This is a genomic window from Streptomyces sp. HNM0645 (genome assembly GCF_030056615.1).
GTDB lineage: Bacteria > Actinomycetota > Actinomycetes > Streptomycetales > Streptomycetaceae > Streptomyces > Streptomyces marianii.
This window is the reverse complement of record NZ_JASHLT010000061.1, coordinates 1-13,832: the sequence shown is the minus strand read 5'-3', so window position 1 is coordinate 13,832 and position 13,832 is coordinate 1. Positions and strand designations below refer to the sequence as shown.

12 protein-coding genes and 1 pseudogene are annotated in these 13,832 nt (G+C 70.4%); 5 read left to right on the top strand and 8 right to left on the bottom strand.

Going from position 1 to position 13,832, the window contains the following annotated elements:
• The first annotated feature begins 54 nt into the window (after nucleotides 1-54).
• Complete coding sequence (locus QMZ92_RS31465) at nucleotides 55-288, top strand: DUF397 domain-containing protein (RefSeq protein WP_283300970.1); 234 nt, start codon at nucleotides 55-57, stop codon at nucleotides 286-288.
• A 556-nt stretch (nucleotides 289-844) separates the two neighbouring features.
• A complete protein-coding gene (locus tag QMZ92_RS31460; RefSeq protein WP_283300987.1) occupies nucleotides 845-976 on the top strand; it encodes a hypothetical protein in 132 nt (43 codons plus the stop codon).
• Nucleotides 977-1,165: 189 nt separating this feature from the next.
• On the opposite strand, the gene QMZ92_RS31455 is transcribed toward QMZ92_RS31460, so the two are convergent.
• The 7 genes from QMZ92_RS31455 to eccB all read right to left on the bottom strand — a co-directional run bounded on the left by QMZ92_RS31455 (nucleotide 1,166) and on the right by eccB (nucleotide 7,851).
• A complete protein-coding gene (locus QMZ92_RS31455) occupies nucleotides 1,166-1,471 on the bottom strand; it encodes a WXG100 family type VII secretion target (protein ID WP_138052781.1) in 306 nt (101 codons plus the stop codon).
• Nucleotides 1,472-1,518: 47 nt separating this feature from the next.
• The gene (locus QMZ92_RS31450) at nucleotides 1,519-1,845 is read right to left on the bottom strand and encodes a hypothetical protein (RefSeq protein ID WP_138052782.1); all 327 of its coding nucleotides are present in this window, start codon (nucleotides 1,843-1,845) and stop codon (nucleotides 1,519-1,521) included.
• 40 nt (nucleotides 1,846-1,885) lie between these two features.
• The gene (locus QMZ92_RS31445; protein ID WP_283300969.1) at nucleotides 1,886-3,121 is read right to left on the bottom strand and encodes a S8 family serine peptidase; all 1,236 of its coding nucleotides are present in this window, start codon (nucleotides 3,119-3,121) and stop codon (nucleotides 1,886-1,888) included.
• Between the two features lie 11 nt (nucleotides 3,122-3,132).
• Nucleotides 3,133-4,473 carry a WXG100 family type VII secretion target gene (locus QMZ92_RS31440; RefSeq protein WP_283300968.1) on the bottom strand — a complete coding sequence of 447 codons (1,341 nt, stop codon included), beginning with the start codon at nucleotides 4,471-4,473 and terminating at the stop codon, nucleotides 3,133-3,135.
• Between the two features lie 17 nt (nucleotides 4,474-4,490).
• Nucleotides 4,491-4,940 carry a DUF2563 family protein gene (locus QMZ92_RS31435; RefSeq protein ID WP_502962177.1) on the bottom strand — a complete coding sequence of 150 codons (450 nt, stop codon included), beginning with the start codon at nucleotides 4,938-4,940 and terminating at the stop codon, nucleotides 4,491-4,493.
• 98 nt (nucleotides 4,941-5,038) lie between these two features.
• Nucleotides 5,039-6,292 (bottom strand): type VII secretion-associated serine protease mycosin, encoded by a 1,254-nt coding sequence (gene mycP, locus QMZ92_RS31430; RefSeq protein ID WP_283300966.1) that lies wholly within the window; start codon nucleotides 6,290-6,292, stop codon nucleotides 5,039-5,041.
• An 11-nt stretch (nucleotides 6,293-6,303) separates the two neighbouring features.
• Nucleotides 6,304-7,851, bottom strand: coding sequence for a type VII secretion protein EccB (gene eccB, locus QMZ92_RS31425; RefSeq protein ID WP_283300965.1), 1,548 nt, complete (start codon nucleotides 7,849-7,851; stop codon nucleotides 6,304-6,306).
• Between the two features lie 190 nt (nucleotides 7,852-8,041).
• On the opposite strand from eccB, the gene eccE reads away from it, so the two are divergent.
• The 3 genes from eccE to QMZ92_RS31410 all read left to right on the top strand — a co-directional run bounded on the left by eccE (nucleotide 8,042) and on the right by QMZ92_RS31410 (nucleotide 13,623).
• The gene (gene eccE, locus QMZ92_RS31420; RefSeq protein ID WP_283300964.1) at nucleotides 8,042-9,379 is read left to right on the top strand and encodes a type VII secretion protein EccE; all 1,338 of its coding nucleotides are present in this window, start codon (nucleotides 8,042-8,044) and stop codon (nucleotides 9,377-9,379) included.
• A complete protein-coding gene (locus tag QMZ92_RS31415; protein ID WP_283300962.1) occupies nucleotides 9,379-10,161 on the top strand; it encodes a hypothetical protein in 783 nt (260 codons plus the stop codon). The genes eccE and QMZ92_RS31415 overlap by 1 nt, the downstream gene beginning before the upstream one ends.
• A 264-nt stretch (nucleotides 10,162-10,425) precedes the next feature.
• Entirely contained in the window at nucleotides 10,426-13,623 is a 3,198-nt protein-coding gene (locus QMZ92_RS31410; protein ID WP_283300961.1) for an SCO5717 family growth-regulating ATPase, read from the top strand.
• 82 nt (nucleotides 13,624-13,705) lie between these two features.
• On the opposite strand, the pseudogene QMZ92_RS31405 reads toward QMZ92_RS31410, so the two are convergent.
• Nucleotides 13,706-13,832, bottom strand: a pseudogene (locus tag QMZ92_RS31405) (IS30 family transposase); the annotation flags it as partial.

Here is a 13,832-nt window from a genome sequence, read left to right as displayed (position 1 = left end):
TAATTGGACCCGCAACGCCGCACCACCGCCACCGGCACGAAGGGTAAGCGCCTGATGGGCACTCAGCAGGAGAAGGACGAACTGTACGCGCTCGACATCAGTGAAGTGGAGTGGCAGGGCGCCCCGGGCACGAGCCCCGACGAGGAACGTGTGGAGATCGCCTACCTGCCAGGGGGCGCCGTAGCCATGCGGTCGTCGCTGGACCCGGAGACCGTCCTGCGCTACACCGAGGCCGAGTGGCGCGCGTTCGTCCTGGGCGCCAAGGACGGGGAGTTCGACCTGCAGTGAGTTGAGCCGACTCGAGAAGGGGGAGGGGTCCGCTCTGCGGAGGGGGCCCCTCCCCCTTCGTCATGTCCACGGTCGGGCTGCCGCTTCTCTTCCTCCGTGTCCACCAGCCGCCCGTGCCGACCCATCGCCAGCAGGTCGAACGCGTCCGGCGGCTTCGGGAGCAGCGGGGCGCACGCCGGACAGGCGAAGACGTTGAAACCCGGCCCCGAGCCCGCGTGCACCTCGGCGACCACGACCGGGGCGTCCGTCAGCGTCTCGCAGCGCACACATCCGCACCGCGCGGCGGGCGGTTCCGCGCATTAGCCTCGGGCAGGCGGTGCATACGAGCACCGGCTCGCCGGACGGGTAATGCTCGCCCGTCGGCCGCCAGGGGCCGTGCCGATCACCGCAACGGAAGCAGACGGGCTCCGCACTCATCGGCCCGCCGCCGGGGCCACGGTGAGTCGCCGCGCCCGCTCCTCGTCCGCGACGAGGTAAGGGCGGACCAGAGCTGTGTCGGCGCCGTCCAGCCGCACGTCCAGCCCGTACGGCGAGCGAAGCGCCGGAAGCCGGCAAGGTGGTCGCGCTGCTCGCCGAGCTGGGGTACGTCCGCACTGTGCCGGGTCGTGGGTCCTTTGTGCTGGACAGGGACGAGGAACAGCCCACCGAGAGCGCGCCCGACACCTCCAACGCCGGCCCCGACAAGTGAACTGCACCGGTCCGATGTCCGCGCCATGGGGCCAGGGGGTGTCCCACGGAGTCGGTGAACCTGGACCACCCGTGGGACCGTGGGCGGGGCATTCGACCGACGTTGAGAACCAAGCCGGTCCCGAACACGCCAGAAGGGGCACGCTCCGGGTGGAGCGGGCCCCTTCTCGTACCCCCGTGGGGGTGTGTATCAGAAGGACTCGGTGAAGAGCCGTGAACCCTTGATGTCCGTTGCCCGGTAGCTGTCCTTGCCCCGTTCGACGATCTGGGCGACGAGTTCCAGACGGTCCCTCATGTCCTCAGCGCGCTTCTTGTACTTGCCCTGAAGGATCTCGTACTCGCGGTGCGCCTCACCGTCCCAGGTGCCGGTCACCACCTTGAGCGCCTGGTCCATCTCAACCAGGTCGTTGACGATGTTCTTCGAGACGGTGCGAATGCGGTTCGCCATCTCCTGGACGCTCTCATACCGGACCTTGGTGCCGATGTCGTCGGCCATGATGTTCTCCTCGCGGTGTTTCAGTGAACGTGGCGCGTCGGTATCGCTCAGACGTTGTTCAGAGCGGAATTGGCAGCGGCGAACGAAGCACGGACTTCGTCGTCGTTGGCGTTGCTGAGGTTCTTGGTCTCGCCCACGGCGTTCAGCAGCACGTTGAGCAGCCGGCGGATCGTGTCGTGGTCCTCGTTGAGCAGGACCTGGGCCTTCTTGAATCCCGCGGCACCGACACCGGTCCAACCCGCGCTGCAGGTCTCGAGGATGTTGGCCAGCTCGCGAGCCTGCTTGCTCACCTCGGTGCCGGTCTCCATGATCTTGTTCTTCGCCTGGACGACCGGATCGTCGGCAAGTCCGAACCCGCCTGCGGGGCTGGTCATATGAAGCTCCTTGTTGTTGGAGTTGTCGTCATGCGTGTAGCTACGCTCTCCTGCTGCGTACGCTCACCGCCGCTACGACGCCGATGATGACGACGCCCGCGGCGGCACTGGCGACGATGGCCCAGAGCGGTATGCCGCCCTCATCGGACCCGGCTGCCGCCTCAGGCGCTTTGGACGGCGATTCCTGGGACGGCTGGCCGTTGTCGCCTGCCCCCGTGCTCTCAGGAGAGGGGGAGGTCTGTGGTGCGGGTGACTGGCTCGCTCGTGCGGCGAGCAGCGGGTTGACGTCGGGCGGGCCCGGGTCGCCCTTGCCCTCCAGGAGGACTTGGGCAGGGCGGATGGAGCCGTAGCCGATGTACTTGCTGGGGACGGGACCGTTGTGGCCCGCGGTCTCCATCATGACGCGCAGGACCTGGTTGGCGGTCCAGTCAGGATGGGCGGACCAGATGAGCGCGGCGGAGGCGGAGGCGACGGCGGTGGCCTGGCTGGTGCCGAAGGTCTCGCAGTACGTGTTCTTGTCGCTGGAGCAGCGACCAGGCATGTCGTCGCCGGGTGCGGCGAGCGCCACGTAGTCACCGTGGTTGGAGAACTTGGTGACCTTGCCTTTGTTGTCCAGGGCTCCTACTGCGGCCACGCCGGGGGCCGAGGCCGGATAACTGTCCGTTTCCAGACCGTCGTTACCTGAAGCAGCGAAGAGTAGGGCCCCCTTCTGGAGGGCATAATCCACTGCCGCCTGCCATCGTCCGATCTCGGCTCTATCCTGCCTGTAGCCGCCAAAGGACATGTTGAGGATTCGAGCGCCGTTGTCGACGGCGTACCGGATGCCCTCGGTGGCGGCCGTCACGTTGCCGACGTCCACGGCTGAGCCTGTCTTCACCGGCAGAATGGTTACGTCGGGTGCGAGGCCTTTGATTCCACCGTTTGCCCCGTTACCCGCGATGGTGATGGCCATGTTGGTACCGTGCCGATCAGTGTCCTTGTTGTCCACACGACCCGGTCCTTCGCCATAGAAATTACGGCCCGGCAGCACCTTGACGCCATGGAGCTCAGACACCGTTGAATCAATGCCCGTATCCAGGACTCCGACTGTGATCCCCTTGCCCGTGGACACCTTCCACAGTTCGTCGGCCTTCATGGCGTCCAGGTACCACTGACGCGAACGCATGTCGTCGGCATGGGCAGCGGGAGCTACCACCGTCCAGGAAGCGACGACCGCCGTGAGGGCGCCGAGAAGACCGAAGGCACGTGTACGGAAGGGTCGGGCAAGGGGAGACATCAGGGGAGCTCCTAGTCGATGACGGGAGGGGCGATCTTGCGCTGCCCCATCGCCCACGTCTCTTCGTCCTCGGCCAGGTAGTCCGGACGCGCGGCGGACGCCCTTCGCTCTTCCTGGGACGAGGTGGTCGTGCCAGGCGGACGGACCAGACCGGACCCGCCGGGGGTGAAGGCGCCACGCCCACTGATCCCGGACGCAGCAGAGGCACCGGTGGTTCCACTGGGCTGGCTCGCCAGCCGACGGCCACCACCCGCACCAGTACCAACACCGGGTGCGCCCTGCATTCCGGCACCGTGCCCAGGCATCCCAGCCCCACGTCCGAACCCTGCACGCTCCTCACCGACCACGGTTCCCATGGGGAACCGAGGCCCGATGGAGCCGCTGGCCCGGCCCGGCATCTGCTTGCCGCCGACGATGCCCTCACCCCCGCCGACGCGAGGCGGCAATGCGCCCAACGGACCGCTACCGCGCGGTCCCCCGGTGCCGGCCGGAACGGACGGCGCTCGGGACGGGCCACCGCCGGTCTGCGGGCCCACCACCGGTGCGACGGGCGGGACGAGCGGACCGGGCTGGGTGTTCAACCCACCAGCCGTAGGCAGCGCTACCGGGGCCGGCGGTCCAGGGCGGGTGGATGTCTCCGGGGGGAGCGTGCCGGCCGTGGCCAGGTTCGTGCCAACGGGGGCCTCCAGCGCCGGCGATGCCGACGGACGGCTTACCGGCTCCGAAACCTGCCCCCGGCTGGTAGAGCTCGCCGGGACTGCCTCTGTCGTCGAGTACTGGCCTCCACCGAAGGAGGCTGAACCGGAAGAGTAGGTGGAGCCCGCACCAGCCCCTGCGCCGTAGGCGCGTTCCCCGGAGCGCTGTGCCTCGAGCGGCTTGAACTCCGGCTCCGGCTCTGTCGCGATCCGGTCCTGCGTCGTCTTGTAGTACGACGACAGTCGCTCCAGCTGATGGATCGCCTCCTGGAGCTTCGGGCCCGTCTCCGCCTCGATACGGGCCTTCTCCTTCTCCGGGTCCGCGAAGCACATGCCGGCCGGTTTCGGGATGGCCTGCTTGGCCTCGCTCAGTGCCTGACCCGCGCGCTGCATCTCGCTGGCCACGACCTGGGTGAAGTCGCCGAGCCTCAGGGTCTCGGAGACCATGTCGGCGCCCCAGAGGCGGAAGGCGTCACCGCCCTCGCCCTGCCACTTCACGTTGTCGATATAGAGGCGCAGATCCGTGGCGATGTTGATGATCTCCGGCACTGCCGCTTCCAAGGCGTCGCCCACCGCGGTGAGTTCGCCCGGCTTGGCGGAGGCGATCATCGCGTACAGAGCGTCCAGGGACTTGCCCTCGAACTCGCTTCCTGCCATGTCTTCCTACTCCCCCGTCAGCTGAATCCGCCGGAATCGCCGGTGTCGGTGCGCTGCTTCGGCTTGGCCTCGTCCTTGCTCGCGCCGTCTTGAGTGGCGTCGGGCTTGTAGAAGTCCTCGGTCCGCTTCTGGATCTCCGCGAAGCGGTCCCTTTCCTCCTGGTCGACGCCCGCGTAGCCCTTCTCGGCGATCGCGACGCGGATGCCCAGCGCCTCGATCGTCTCACCGAACGTCCGCGACAGGCCCTCCAGGCGGGCGCGTACCTTCTCGTACGCGGCGTGGAGGTCCGTGGCCGCGCTGAAGCCCGTGCCGTAGGAATCCGTGGTGACCTTCTGCTCACCGATCTTCTTGTGCTCCGCCGGCGACTCCGCCAGGGAGGTCAGAAGTTCGTCCATGCGGTTCTGGAACGTCTGGAGGGTTACCCCCTTGACATCCAGACCTTTGCCGCCCCCGATCGGCGCTTCCACTTCAGTGCCCCCTCGTCACACTCGCGAATCCGATCACCACTCTAGTCAATACCCGCTCACGACCCAACACGAGTTACGAGTCCGTGGTGAGGGCCAACTCACTTTGCATGGCCGTACCTTCGGCGTCTGCGGCCGGTGTCCCGGATCACGGTCGCGGTGCCCCCCACCACCGCGACAAGGACCCCGGCGACGCCCAGGGCGTACGTCGCCAGGCGTTCGTCGCGTTCCTGCGGGGTTTCACTCATCGCCAGGTGTGCCGGTTCCGGCGCCGGGGGTTTGGGCGGGCCCGGGTCCGGGGTGGGTGCCTCGATGGGGCCGGCGGCGCCGTCCAGAGCTCGCACCGGGTCGACCACGCCCCAACCGACGTAGTTGTCACGGCCGTTGATGGAGCGCTCCGCCGTCTGCTCGATCTGCGCGACGACCTGGTGCGCCTTCCACTTCGGGTACTTCGCGCGCAGCAGCGCCGCGACGCCCGCGACGTACGGGGCCGAGAAGCTGGTGCCGTTGTCGACGCACTGCCCGCCGCCCGGAACGGTGGAGACGATGTCGACACCCGGTGCCGCGACCCCCACGAAGTCGCCCGCCTGCGAGAACGGGGCGCGTTCGTTGTTCCGGTCGGACGAGGCGACGGCGAGCACGCCGTCGAAGGCGGCCGGGTAGGTCTTCTTGAGTTCGCCCTTGATGCCGTCGTTGCCGGCCGAGGCAACCACGACGATGTCGTTCCCGATGGCACGCGCGACCGCCCTGCCCAGGTCCGACTGCGCGGTCAGCGGCTGCGTCGTGTCCTGGGAGATGTTGATGACGTCGGCTTTCTCGGCGATGGCGTGATCGATCGCCTGCGCCATCGTGTTGGACTTGCCGCTGTTCCTCTCATCGTTCTGGCGGATCGGGATGATCGTGGCCTCGGGGGCGAGGCCGACGAAGCCGGTGCCGTTGCGAGGGCGGGCGGCGATGATGCCGGCGACCTTGGTGCCGTGGCCGACGTCGTCGACCGTGCCGTCGGTCTTCCCGCGCTTGGCGTCCCGGGAGTCCTTGTCGGGCTTCAGGAAGTCCTTGCCGGCCGACGCGTCAACAGCCTGTTTGAGCTGCGGATTGACATCGTCGACGCCGGTGTCGATAACGGCGACCCTCACTCCCTTGCCCTTGGTGTCCTGCCACAGCTCGTCCAGGAGTACCCGTTGGAGCGGCCAGGGAGTGTCGGCGATCTGCTTCTTCATCGGGAAGGTGCACTCGCCGTTGCCGTTCAGCGCCGTTTCGGCGCCGACGGGAGGATCTGCCGCGTAGGCGGCCGACGGCAGGGCGATCAGACCGGTGAGGGCGACGGCCAGCAGGGCGGTCGTGCGGTACGTCACTGGCGCACCCCTCACGAACCCTGCGGCTGACGGGCGCTGTTGGTGTCCAACCGCGGCCCCTTGGACAGGAACTCCGACCAGTTGATCGGTACCAGAGCGGGCGTGACCTTCTCGTAGCCGAGGCGGACTTGTGCCTGGCTGGGCTCGGGCCGGCCGTCCTGCTGCTTCTGCTGTTCGCCGGTGCCGATGCCGGAGCGGGCCGCGTCGCTGTCCCCGTTCGCCTGGACCGCGTACCGCAGACCTGTGTCCGTTACCAGGAAGAGTGAGCCGTCGGGCGCGGTCTGCTTGCCCTGTACCTGGGTGTAGAGCAGGCCGCTGCCGGGGGTGACGTAGGTGCTCGTGCCGCTGGCGGTGATCTCCGCCGGGTACGCGGTACCGGCCCAGGTCGACAGGCTCGTACGTCCCTTGTCGTCAACCTTGCGCAGGACGCTGCAGACCGTGTCCCTGGCGCCGCCGCCGCCCGTGGAGTTGACCTGCTCGGCCCGCTTCGACGGCCAGCGGTACGTTGCGCCGAAGGCCTCTGCCTCGGGTTCGAACGACGCCGCGTCCACAGTGGCGGCCTTGCCGTCCATGTCGAGGTCGTCGGTCTGCGGTGAGTTGATGAGCAGCCAGGCCGTGAAGTCGGAGACCGGCTGGACCTTTCCGGGTAGCACGACGTAGTGCTGCGGCCCGGAGCCGGTCTGCGCCCGCAGGACCATGCCGACCCGGTCCTCGCTCTCGTCGAGTCCGCCACCGATTCCCGCGCTCGCGCCGACGGTGCCTCGGATCTCCGGGAAGTCGACCGGGCTGCCGTCGTGCAGTGTGGCCAGCCAGTCGTCTGTGACGGCCTGCGGCTGCTTGCTGCCGACCAGGGCACGGGTGAGGACGGCGGCGTCAGAACCCTTCGCACGCACCAGGTACTTGGTGCCGCCCGCGTCCACCAGATAGCGGGCGCCGTTACCGCTCTTCACGTAGAGCACCTGACCACCGGTCAGCTTCTCCCTGCCCTCCGTCCGGGACATGTCGCGTTCGGCGAGGACGAACGTGGCCTTCTGCACGTTTGCCCCCTTGCCTCCGCCCGGCTGTTCACAGACGGCCCAGCGCTTGGGCTTCGCCGCCTCCTTGTCACTGGGCAGCCGGTCGGGGGCGTACGGAATACCGAGGATGGGCCCGCGCGGCGGATCGCCCGCATCGAGGATGTCGTCGCTGACCTGGATCACGGCGAACTGCTGTGGTGTAAGCAGCAGTCGTGCGGAGGCCAGATTGAGCACCGGGTGCAGCAGGGTCTTCTTGTCCTTGCCCTTGCCGGTGGTCAGCACCACGTAGCGGGTGGTGGACTCCTTGCCGACGATGACCTTGGTGCCGGGCCGGTCCCAGTCCTTGGGGGCTTTCGGCTTGAACATGCCCCAGGCACCGAAGCCGGCCAGGACCAGTGCTCCGACCACGAGACCCGGAACAACGGCACGCAGCGGGCGAGGCGCCCCCTCTTCGGTGCCTGTGGGAGAGGGTTGGAGGAATGCGGCCACCGTGCGCTTCTTCGCAAAGGTGTATGCGTTGAGCTCATCCCGCCGTGATGCCATGAGTCCCCATTGATCGAAACAGCCGCGGTCTCCGGCGCCCCGGTGGTGTGACGTTCCCCCCGGGCCAGTTGTCGGACCGGCCCCCTACTATGCCTGTTGATCGAGAGCGCCCGGCAGGCGGGTAGGGTGATGCGGCCGCCAAAGCTCCGGCAGGCCAGGGCGATCGGGACGAACTGGGGGTTTCTCCATCATGGCTTCCACGACGCGCAGGCGGGCGGCCTCCGCCGCGCGGTCCTCCGCGCCTGCCGCAGCTGCGGCGCCCGGCTCCTCGTCGGCGCCTTCGGTGCCGCAGGCGACTGTGGCGCCACGCCTGAAGGCACGTCAGGGTCGCGCCGGTTCATTCCGGTTGCAACAGCTTGTGCTGATCGAGTGCGCCGCCTCGGTCCTCCTCGTCGCCTGGGTCCTCGAGCCGCTGTTGCTCGTACCTGCGGGGGCGGTGGCCGCGCTGCTGGTACTGCTGGCAGTGGCCCGCAGGCACCACCGCTCGCTTCCCGAGTGGTTGTCCACCGTGCTCGCACTGCGTGCGCGGTCCCGCAAAGCGGCTTCGCTGGTTCTCCCGCCGGACACGGAGCCCGGACTCGCGCCTGCCGTCGAGTGCGACCCGGCCCTGCGGACGTGCTCCTACAGCGACCGCGACCGGCGCCCAGTGGGGATGGTGGGCGACGGAACGTTCCTCACGGCACTGCTGCAGGTGGAGCCGGAGGGAACAGCGTTTCGCCCGGACCGCGCCGCGCGTCCCCTGCCCGTGAGTCTCCTTCGGGATGTGATGGACGTCGACGGCATCCGGTTGGAATCCGCGCAGATAGTTCAGCACACGCAGCCGGCACCGGCGCCGCATCTGCCGCCGCAGTCGGTGGCCGCTCGGAACTACGCACCGCTGCAGGCGCAGACGGGTTCGCCGGGGGTGCGGATCACCTGGATCGCGCTCAAGCTCGATCCGGAGCTGTGCCCGGAGGCCGTTGCCGCGCGCGGTGGAGGCGTGCGGGGGGCCCAGAAGTGTCTGGTACGGGTGGCGGACCAGTTGGCGAGCCGGCTGACCGGTGCGGGATTCAGCGCAACGGTATTGACCGAGCAGGAACTCACCTCCGCCATCGCGACGTCCACGTGTGCCAACCCAATGGCGACTGCGCAGGCGAGCCGTGCGGACGTGCCCGGGCGACGCACCCATGAGACTTCGCGCATTTGGCGCGTCGACGACCGCAAACACACGACGTACTGGGTGGGCCGCTGGCCCCAGCTGGGTGGGCGCGGTTCGGCCGGCGGCGCGTCGATGCCACAGCTCGTCGCGCTGCTCACCTCGCTGCCCGCGCTCGCCACGACGTTCAGTCTCACGCTCGGGCATGGTGACCGGCAGGAGGTGACGGTCACCGGGCATGTCCGCATCACCGGACGCAGCGACGAGGAGTTGGTGAGCTCCCGTCATGCCTTGGAGCGTGCGGCGCGCGGGGTGAAGACCGGGCTGGTCCGGCTCGACCACGAGCAGCTGCCGGGGATGCTCGCCACGCTGCCGCTCGGAGGTGCGCGCTGATGTCCGTGTTTTCCGTTCCATCTCCGTCTTCCTCCGTCTCAGCCGGGCAGTCCACCCAGGGGCCGCGGGCGCGCGGCGGCAAACTGCGGACCGGGTTCGGTCTCATCGGTCCACGGCGCAACCGTCACGCAGTCCCGCTGGACCAACTGGAGGCCCTGGCCCTGCCCGTCGGTGACGACGGCATGGTGATCGGCGTGGACGCCGATGGTCGGCCCGCGGTACTCGGCATCAACCGCCCGACGCCGTACGACATCACGCTGATCGGCGGATTGTGGACAGCCCAGGTACTAGCGTTGCGTGCGGCCGCAACCGGTGCGCGTATCGCCGTGGAGACCGGCCGTGCGCCTGCCTGGACGGGCCTTGCGCAGGCGGCGGGCAGCGGGCAGCCGTGCATCACTCTGCACGATGTGGGCAGGGTGCCGCCCCAGGGGCCCTCGGCCGGCAGCCCGGTGGTCGTCGTGCGTGACTGCGGGATGCGACCCCCCCGTGGCCGAGTGGCCTCCGCTCCCTGGCAGTCGGTCGTGACACTGCTTCCCTATCTCAGTCCTGTTGCTCCGCGACTGCTGGAGAAGTCGGGACTGATCGGCATTCAGCGAGTGTCTCCGGACGAAGCCGCTCAGCTCGCTCGCATCATGAACCTGCCGCGCGCGGAGGCCGAAGCGCTCTCCACGCTCGCCGACGGCGTGACCCTTTGGTGCACGGGAGGGGACCGGCAGTTCGTCATGACGACGGCTACGGACGCCGAGACCGGACTGCTGGGCAGCGCACGCCGTATGGACTGACGCGTTCGCGGGAGTACGCCCTGTTCGACCCTCGCGCTCGGGTGTACCCATGTCACGCGTGGGTGAGTCGTCACGTGCGGGACTCTCGCCCAGGGCGGTCCGGCCTGCCGTACCGTCGGTGTTGGCGATTAGGCTGGGTCAGGGCGCAGCAAGAACCTGCGGGCAGGTGCGCGGCGTCGTACGGGGGAGAGCCGGGCGGACCGACGACGGTCACGGTCGCCCCCACCCACCACGGCACGAGGGTGCTCGACCACAGGAGGCAAAGTGAACGGCGATCGGGACGAGATCCGCGAGGGCTGGAACACGCCCGTCGACGATCAGTCCGACGCGGAGCCCTCGGAGATGACGGGTGAGTTCACCATCGACTACACCCCGCCTGCCTGGTACACGCAGAACGCGTCGGGGAGCCCGGCGGGCGGCTCCCCCACGCAGGGGGCGACTCCCCCACCGCCGTCCGGGGCTCCGGTCACCGTGCCGGGTCTGCCTCCGGGCAGTGGTTTCGAGCCGAACTGGCCTCCGGCGGCGCCCGCCCCGGCGCACCGTCCGCCGCCCGCTCCGTCCGCCGGGCCGGCGTACCACCAGGCACCCGCGCCCCCGCACGAGCCGGCGCCCGGGTCCGGGCCGGCACCGGCCGCGGCTCAGGTCCCGGCTCACGATCCGGTCCAGGATCCGGCTCATGCGGCCGGAGGCGCACCGGGTCGTCCAGCGCCCGCCGATGCCTCCGCCGATCCGGGAGACGCGGCGGCAAGGCCGTTCGGCGGTGGCGATGTGGAGAGCGGGGCGACGATGCGCTTCTCCCCCGCCGCGCTGAAGCGTGAGGTCGCGGAACGCGAGGCGACGGCCGCCGCGGCGGCGCAGGAGGCCGGCGGGGTTGCCGACGGGGCTCCGCCATCGGCCCCGGAGGCCGACCGCCGGTACGACGACGACTCCGTCGCGGCCGAAGGCGAGGCGCCCGGCGAACGCGCCGAAGGTGACGGGGCCGAGGACGTCGACGGCAGCACGGCCACCGAGGGCGAGGCGGCCGAGGGCGGAAGCCCCGCCGATCAGCAGAGCGGCGACGGTGTCGCGCCCCAGGACGGCCCTGCGGCTGAGGGCGAGCGCGCGGACGCGGCCCACGGCGCGCTCGAGGCGGGCGAGTCCGCCGATGCCGAGCCCCGCGCAGACCGGGCCGACGCCACGCACGAGCGCCGGCCGGCCGACGCGGCTCCCACCGAAGGCACGCCCGGCGACACCGCGCCCGCCGACAGCACGCCGCAGGCCTCGGTCCACGCGCCCGCCGCCCCGCACGCCGCCACCCCTGCGGTGACGCCGCAGGACGCCTCCCCGGCGCCGGCATCCACACAGCCGTGGGCTCCCGCTGCCGGCGCCGCGCAGGGTGGCGGCGGTCTGCCCCCGCTGCCGCCGGCTTTCCCGCCCGCCGCGCCGCCCGCCGCGCCGCAGTGGCCCGTACAGCCGCAGGCCTCGGTCCAACCCGCGGCCGCCGCCTCCCGGCACCCGTCGCCCGGTCAGCCCGAGCCGCCGTCGCCCACCGCGGGGGCGCCCGGTCAGCCCGGGTACGGCTTCCCCCAGCCGGGCGCCCAGGACCAGAACCCCGTCGGCCCGCAGACCGGTTACGGCTTCCCCCAACCGGCGCACCACCAGCCCCGGCAGGGCGCACAGAACCCCGACCCGGCGGCGCCGCAGGCCGGCTACGGCTTCCCCCAGCCGGCAAACGGTCCGGGACTGCCCCCGGCGCAGCAGCCCGGTGCTCCGCTCCCGCCCGCCGCTCCGGGCCCCGACGCCCAGCCCTCGCAGGGCGGTTACGGCTTCCCGCAGGGGGCCCGTCAGCCCGGCGTCCCCGCCCAGCCGCCGCACCAGGCGCCCCACGGCGGGCAGCCGCCGCACCTCCCGGTGCCGGCCGCTCCCGGGTCGCCGGCGCAGGAGCAGCAGGGCCTGGGTCCCGGACAGCCGCATCCGCACGGGCAGATACAGCAGCCCCCGGCGGGCCCGGTCGACCCGCGGACGGGTGCGGCCTGGCCCCAGCCCGTCGCGCACGACCAGCGCGAGCGTTCCGTTCCGGGTGCTCCGCTGGGATACACCGCCGCGGTGGAACTCTCGTCCGACCGTCTGCTGCGGAACACCAAGCCCAAGGCCAAGTCGAGCCGCAATCCCTCCGCCTCGGCCCGGTTCAGGATCGGCGGCAAGAAGGAGGAGGCCGAGCGGCAGCGCAAGCTCGACCTCATCCGCACACCGGTGCTGTCCTGCTACCGGATCGCCGTCATCAGCCTCAAGGGCGGCGTCGGCAAGACGACGACCACCACCGCGCTGGGCGCCACCCTGGCCACCGAGCGGCAGGACAAGATCCTGGCGATCGACGCCAACCCGGACGCGGGCACGCTCGGGCGACGGGTGCGGCGCGAGACCGGCGCGACCATCCGCGACCTGGTCCAGGCGATCCCGTATCTCAACTCGTACATGGACATCCGCCGGTTCACCTCGCAGGCGCCTTCCGGCCTGGAGATCATCGCCAACGACGTGGACCCGGCCGTCTCGACCACGTTCAACGACGAGGACTACCGACGCGCGATCGACGTGCTGGGCAAGCAGTACCCGGTCATCCTCACCGACTCCGGGACCGGTCTGCTCTACAGCGCGATGCGCGGCGTGCTGGACCTCGCCGACCAGCTGATCATCATCTCCACCCCGTCCGTGGACGGGGCGAGCAGCGCGAGCACGACGCTCGACTGGCTCTCGGCGCACGGTTACGCGGAGCTGGTGCAGCGCTCGATCACCGTCATCTCCGGTGTCCGCGAGACCGGAAAGATGATCAAGGTCGAGGACATCGTGCAGCACTTCGAGACCCGTTGCCGCGGCGTCGTGGTCGTGCCGTTCGACGAGCACCTCTCCGCGGGCGCCGAGGTCGACCTGGACATGATGCGCCCGAAGACGCGTGAGGCGTACTTCAACCTGTCCGCGATGGTCGCGGAGGACTTCGCCCGGGCCCAGCAGGCGCAGGGCCTGTGGACCTCCGCGGGCCAGGGGCACCAGCCGCCGCACATGGCGCCGCCGATGCCCAACCAGCCGTACGGGGGCCAGCCGCAGCCGGGCCTCCCCTACGCGCCGGACCCCCAGCAGCCGCAGCACCCGGGGCAGCCTCCACAGCACCCCGGCCAGCCGCCCCAGCCCGGTGGTCCGCAGCATCCGCAGTACTCCGGGCAGCCTCCTCAGGGCGGCCAGCCGCCGTACGGCGGACCGATGCCGGGTGTGCAGCAGCCGTGGCAGCAGACGCCGCCGCGCCCGGCACAGTCCGTGCCCAACCCGGCCGGGCCGCCGCAGGCGCAGCCCGGAGCCGTCCCCGCGCAACCTCCCCATCCGGGACGGCCGGGTCAGGACGATCCCCAGGGACCGGTCCCACCCGGCGGTTACGGCTACGGCCACCCCGGGCAACAGCCGCCGCAGGCACCGCCGGCCTCTCAGCAGTAGGGCGTCAGCGGTTCAGACCAATGAGGGCCCGCGCCGGCTGTTGGCGGTTTCTAGGGATCGTCGCAACACGTGGTCGGTTTGATCAGGCCGCGAGTAGTTTATGCAGGCGCTCGGCTGGGGTTTCCCAGCCGAGCGTTTTGCGTGGGCGGCCGTTGAGTTCGGCGGCGACGGCGTCGAGGTGGTCGCGGGTGTGGACGGACAGGTCGGTG

Coding starts and splice junctions, on each gene's coding strand:
- QMZ92_RS31465 (WP_283300970.1), top strand. CDS start 55: ATGGGCACTCAGCAGGAGAAGGACGAACTGTACGCGCTCGACATCAGT.
- QMZ92_RS31455 (WP_138052781.1), bottom strand. CDS start 1,471: ATGGCCGACGACATCGGCACCAAGGTCCGGTATGAGAGCGTCCAGGAG.
- QMZ92_RS31450 (WP_138052782.1), bottom strand. CDS start 1,845: ATGACCAGCCCCGCAGGCGGGTTCGGACTTGCCGACGATCCGGTCGTC.
- QMZ92_RS31445 (WP_283300969.1), bottom strand. CDS start 3,121: ATGTCTCCCCTTGCCCGACCCTTCCGTACACGTGCCTTCGGTCTTCTC.
- QMZ92_RS31440 (WP_283300968.1), bottom strand. CDS start 4,473: ATGGCAGGAAGCGAGTTCGAGGGCAAGTCCCTGGACGCTCTGTACGCG.
- eccB (WP_283300965.1), bottom strand. CDS start 7,851: ATGGCATCACGGCGGGATGAGCTCAACGCATACACCTTTGCGAAGAAG.
- eccE (WP_283300964.1), top strand. CDS start 8,042: ATGGCTTCCACGACGCGCAGGCGGGCGGCCTCCGCCGCGCGGTCCTCC.
- QMZ92_RS31415 (WP_283300962.1), top strand. CDS start 9,379: ATGTCCGTGTTTTCCGTTCCATCTCCGTCTTCCTCCGTCTCAGCCGGG.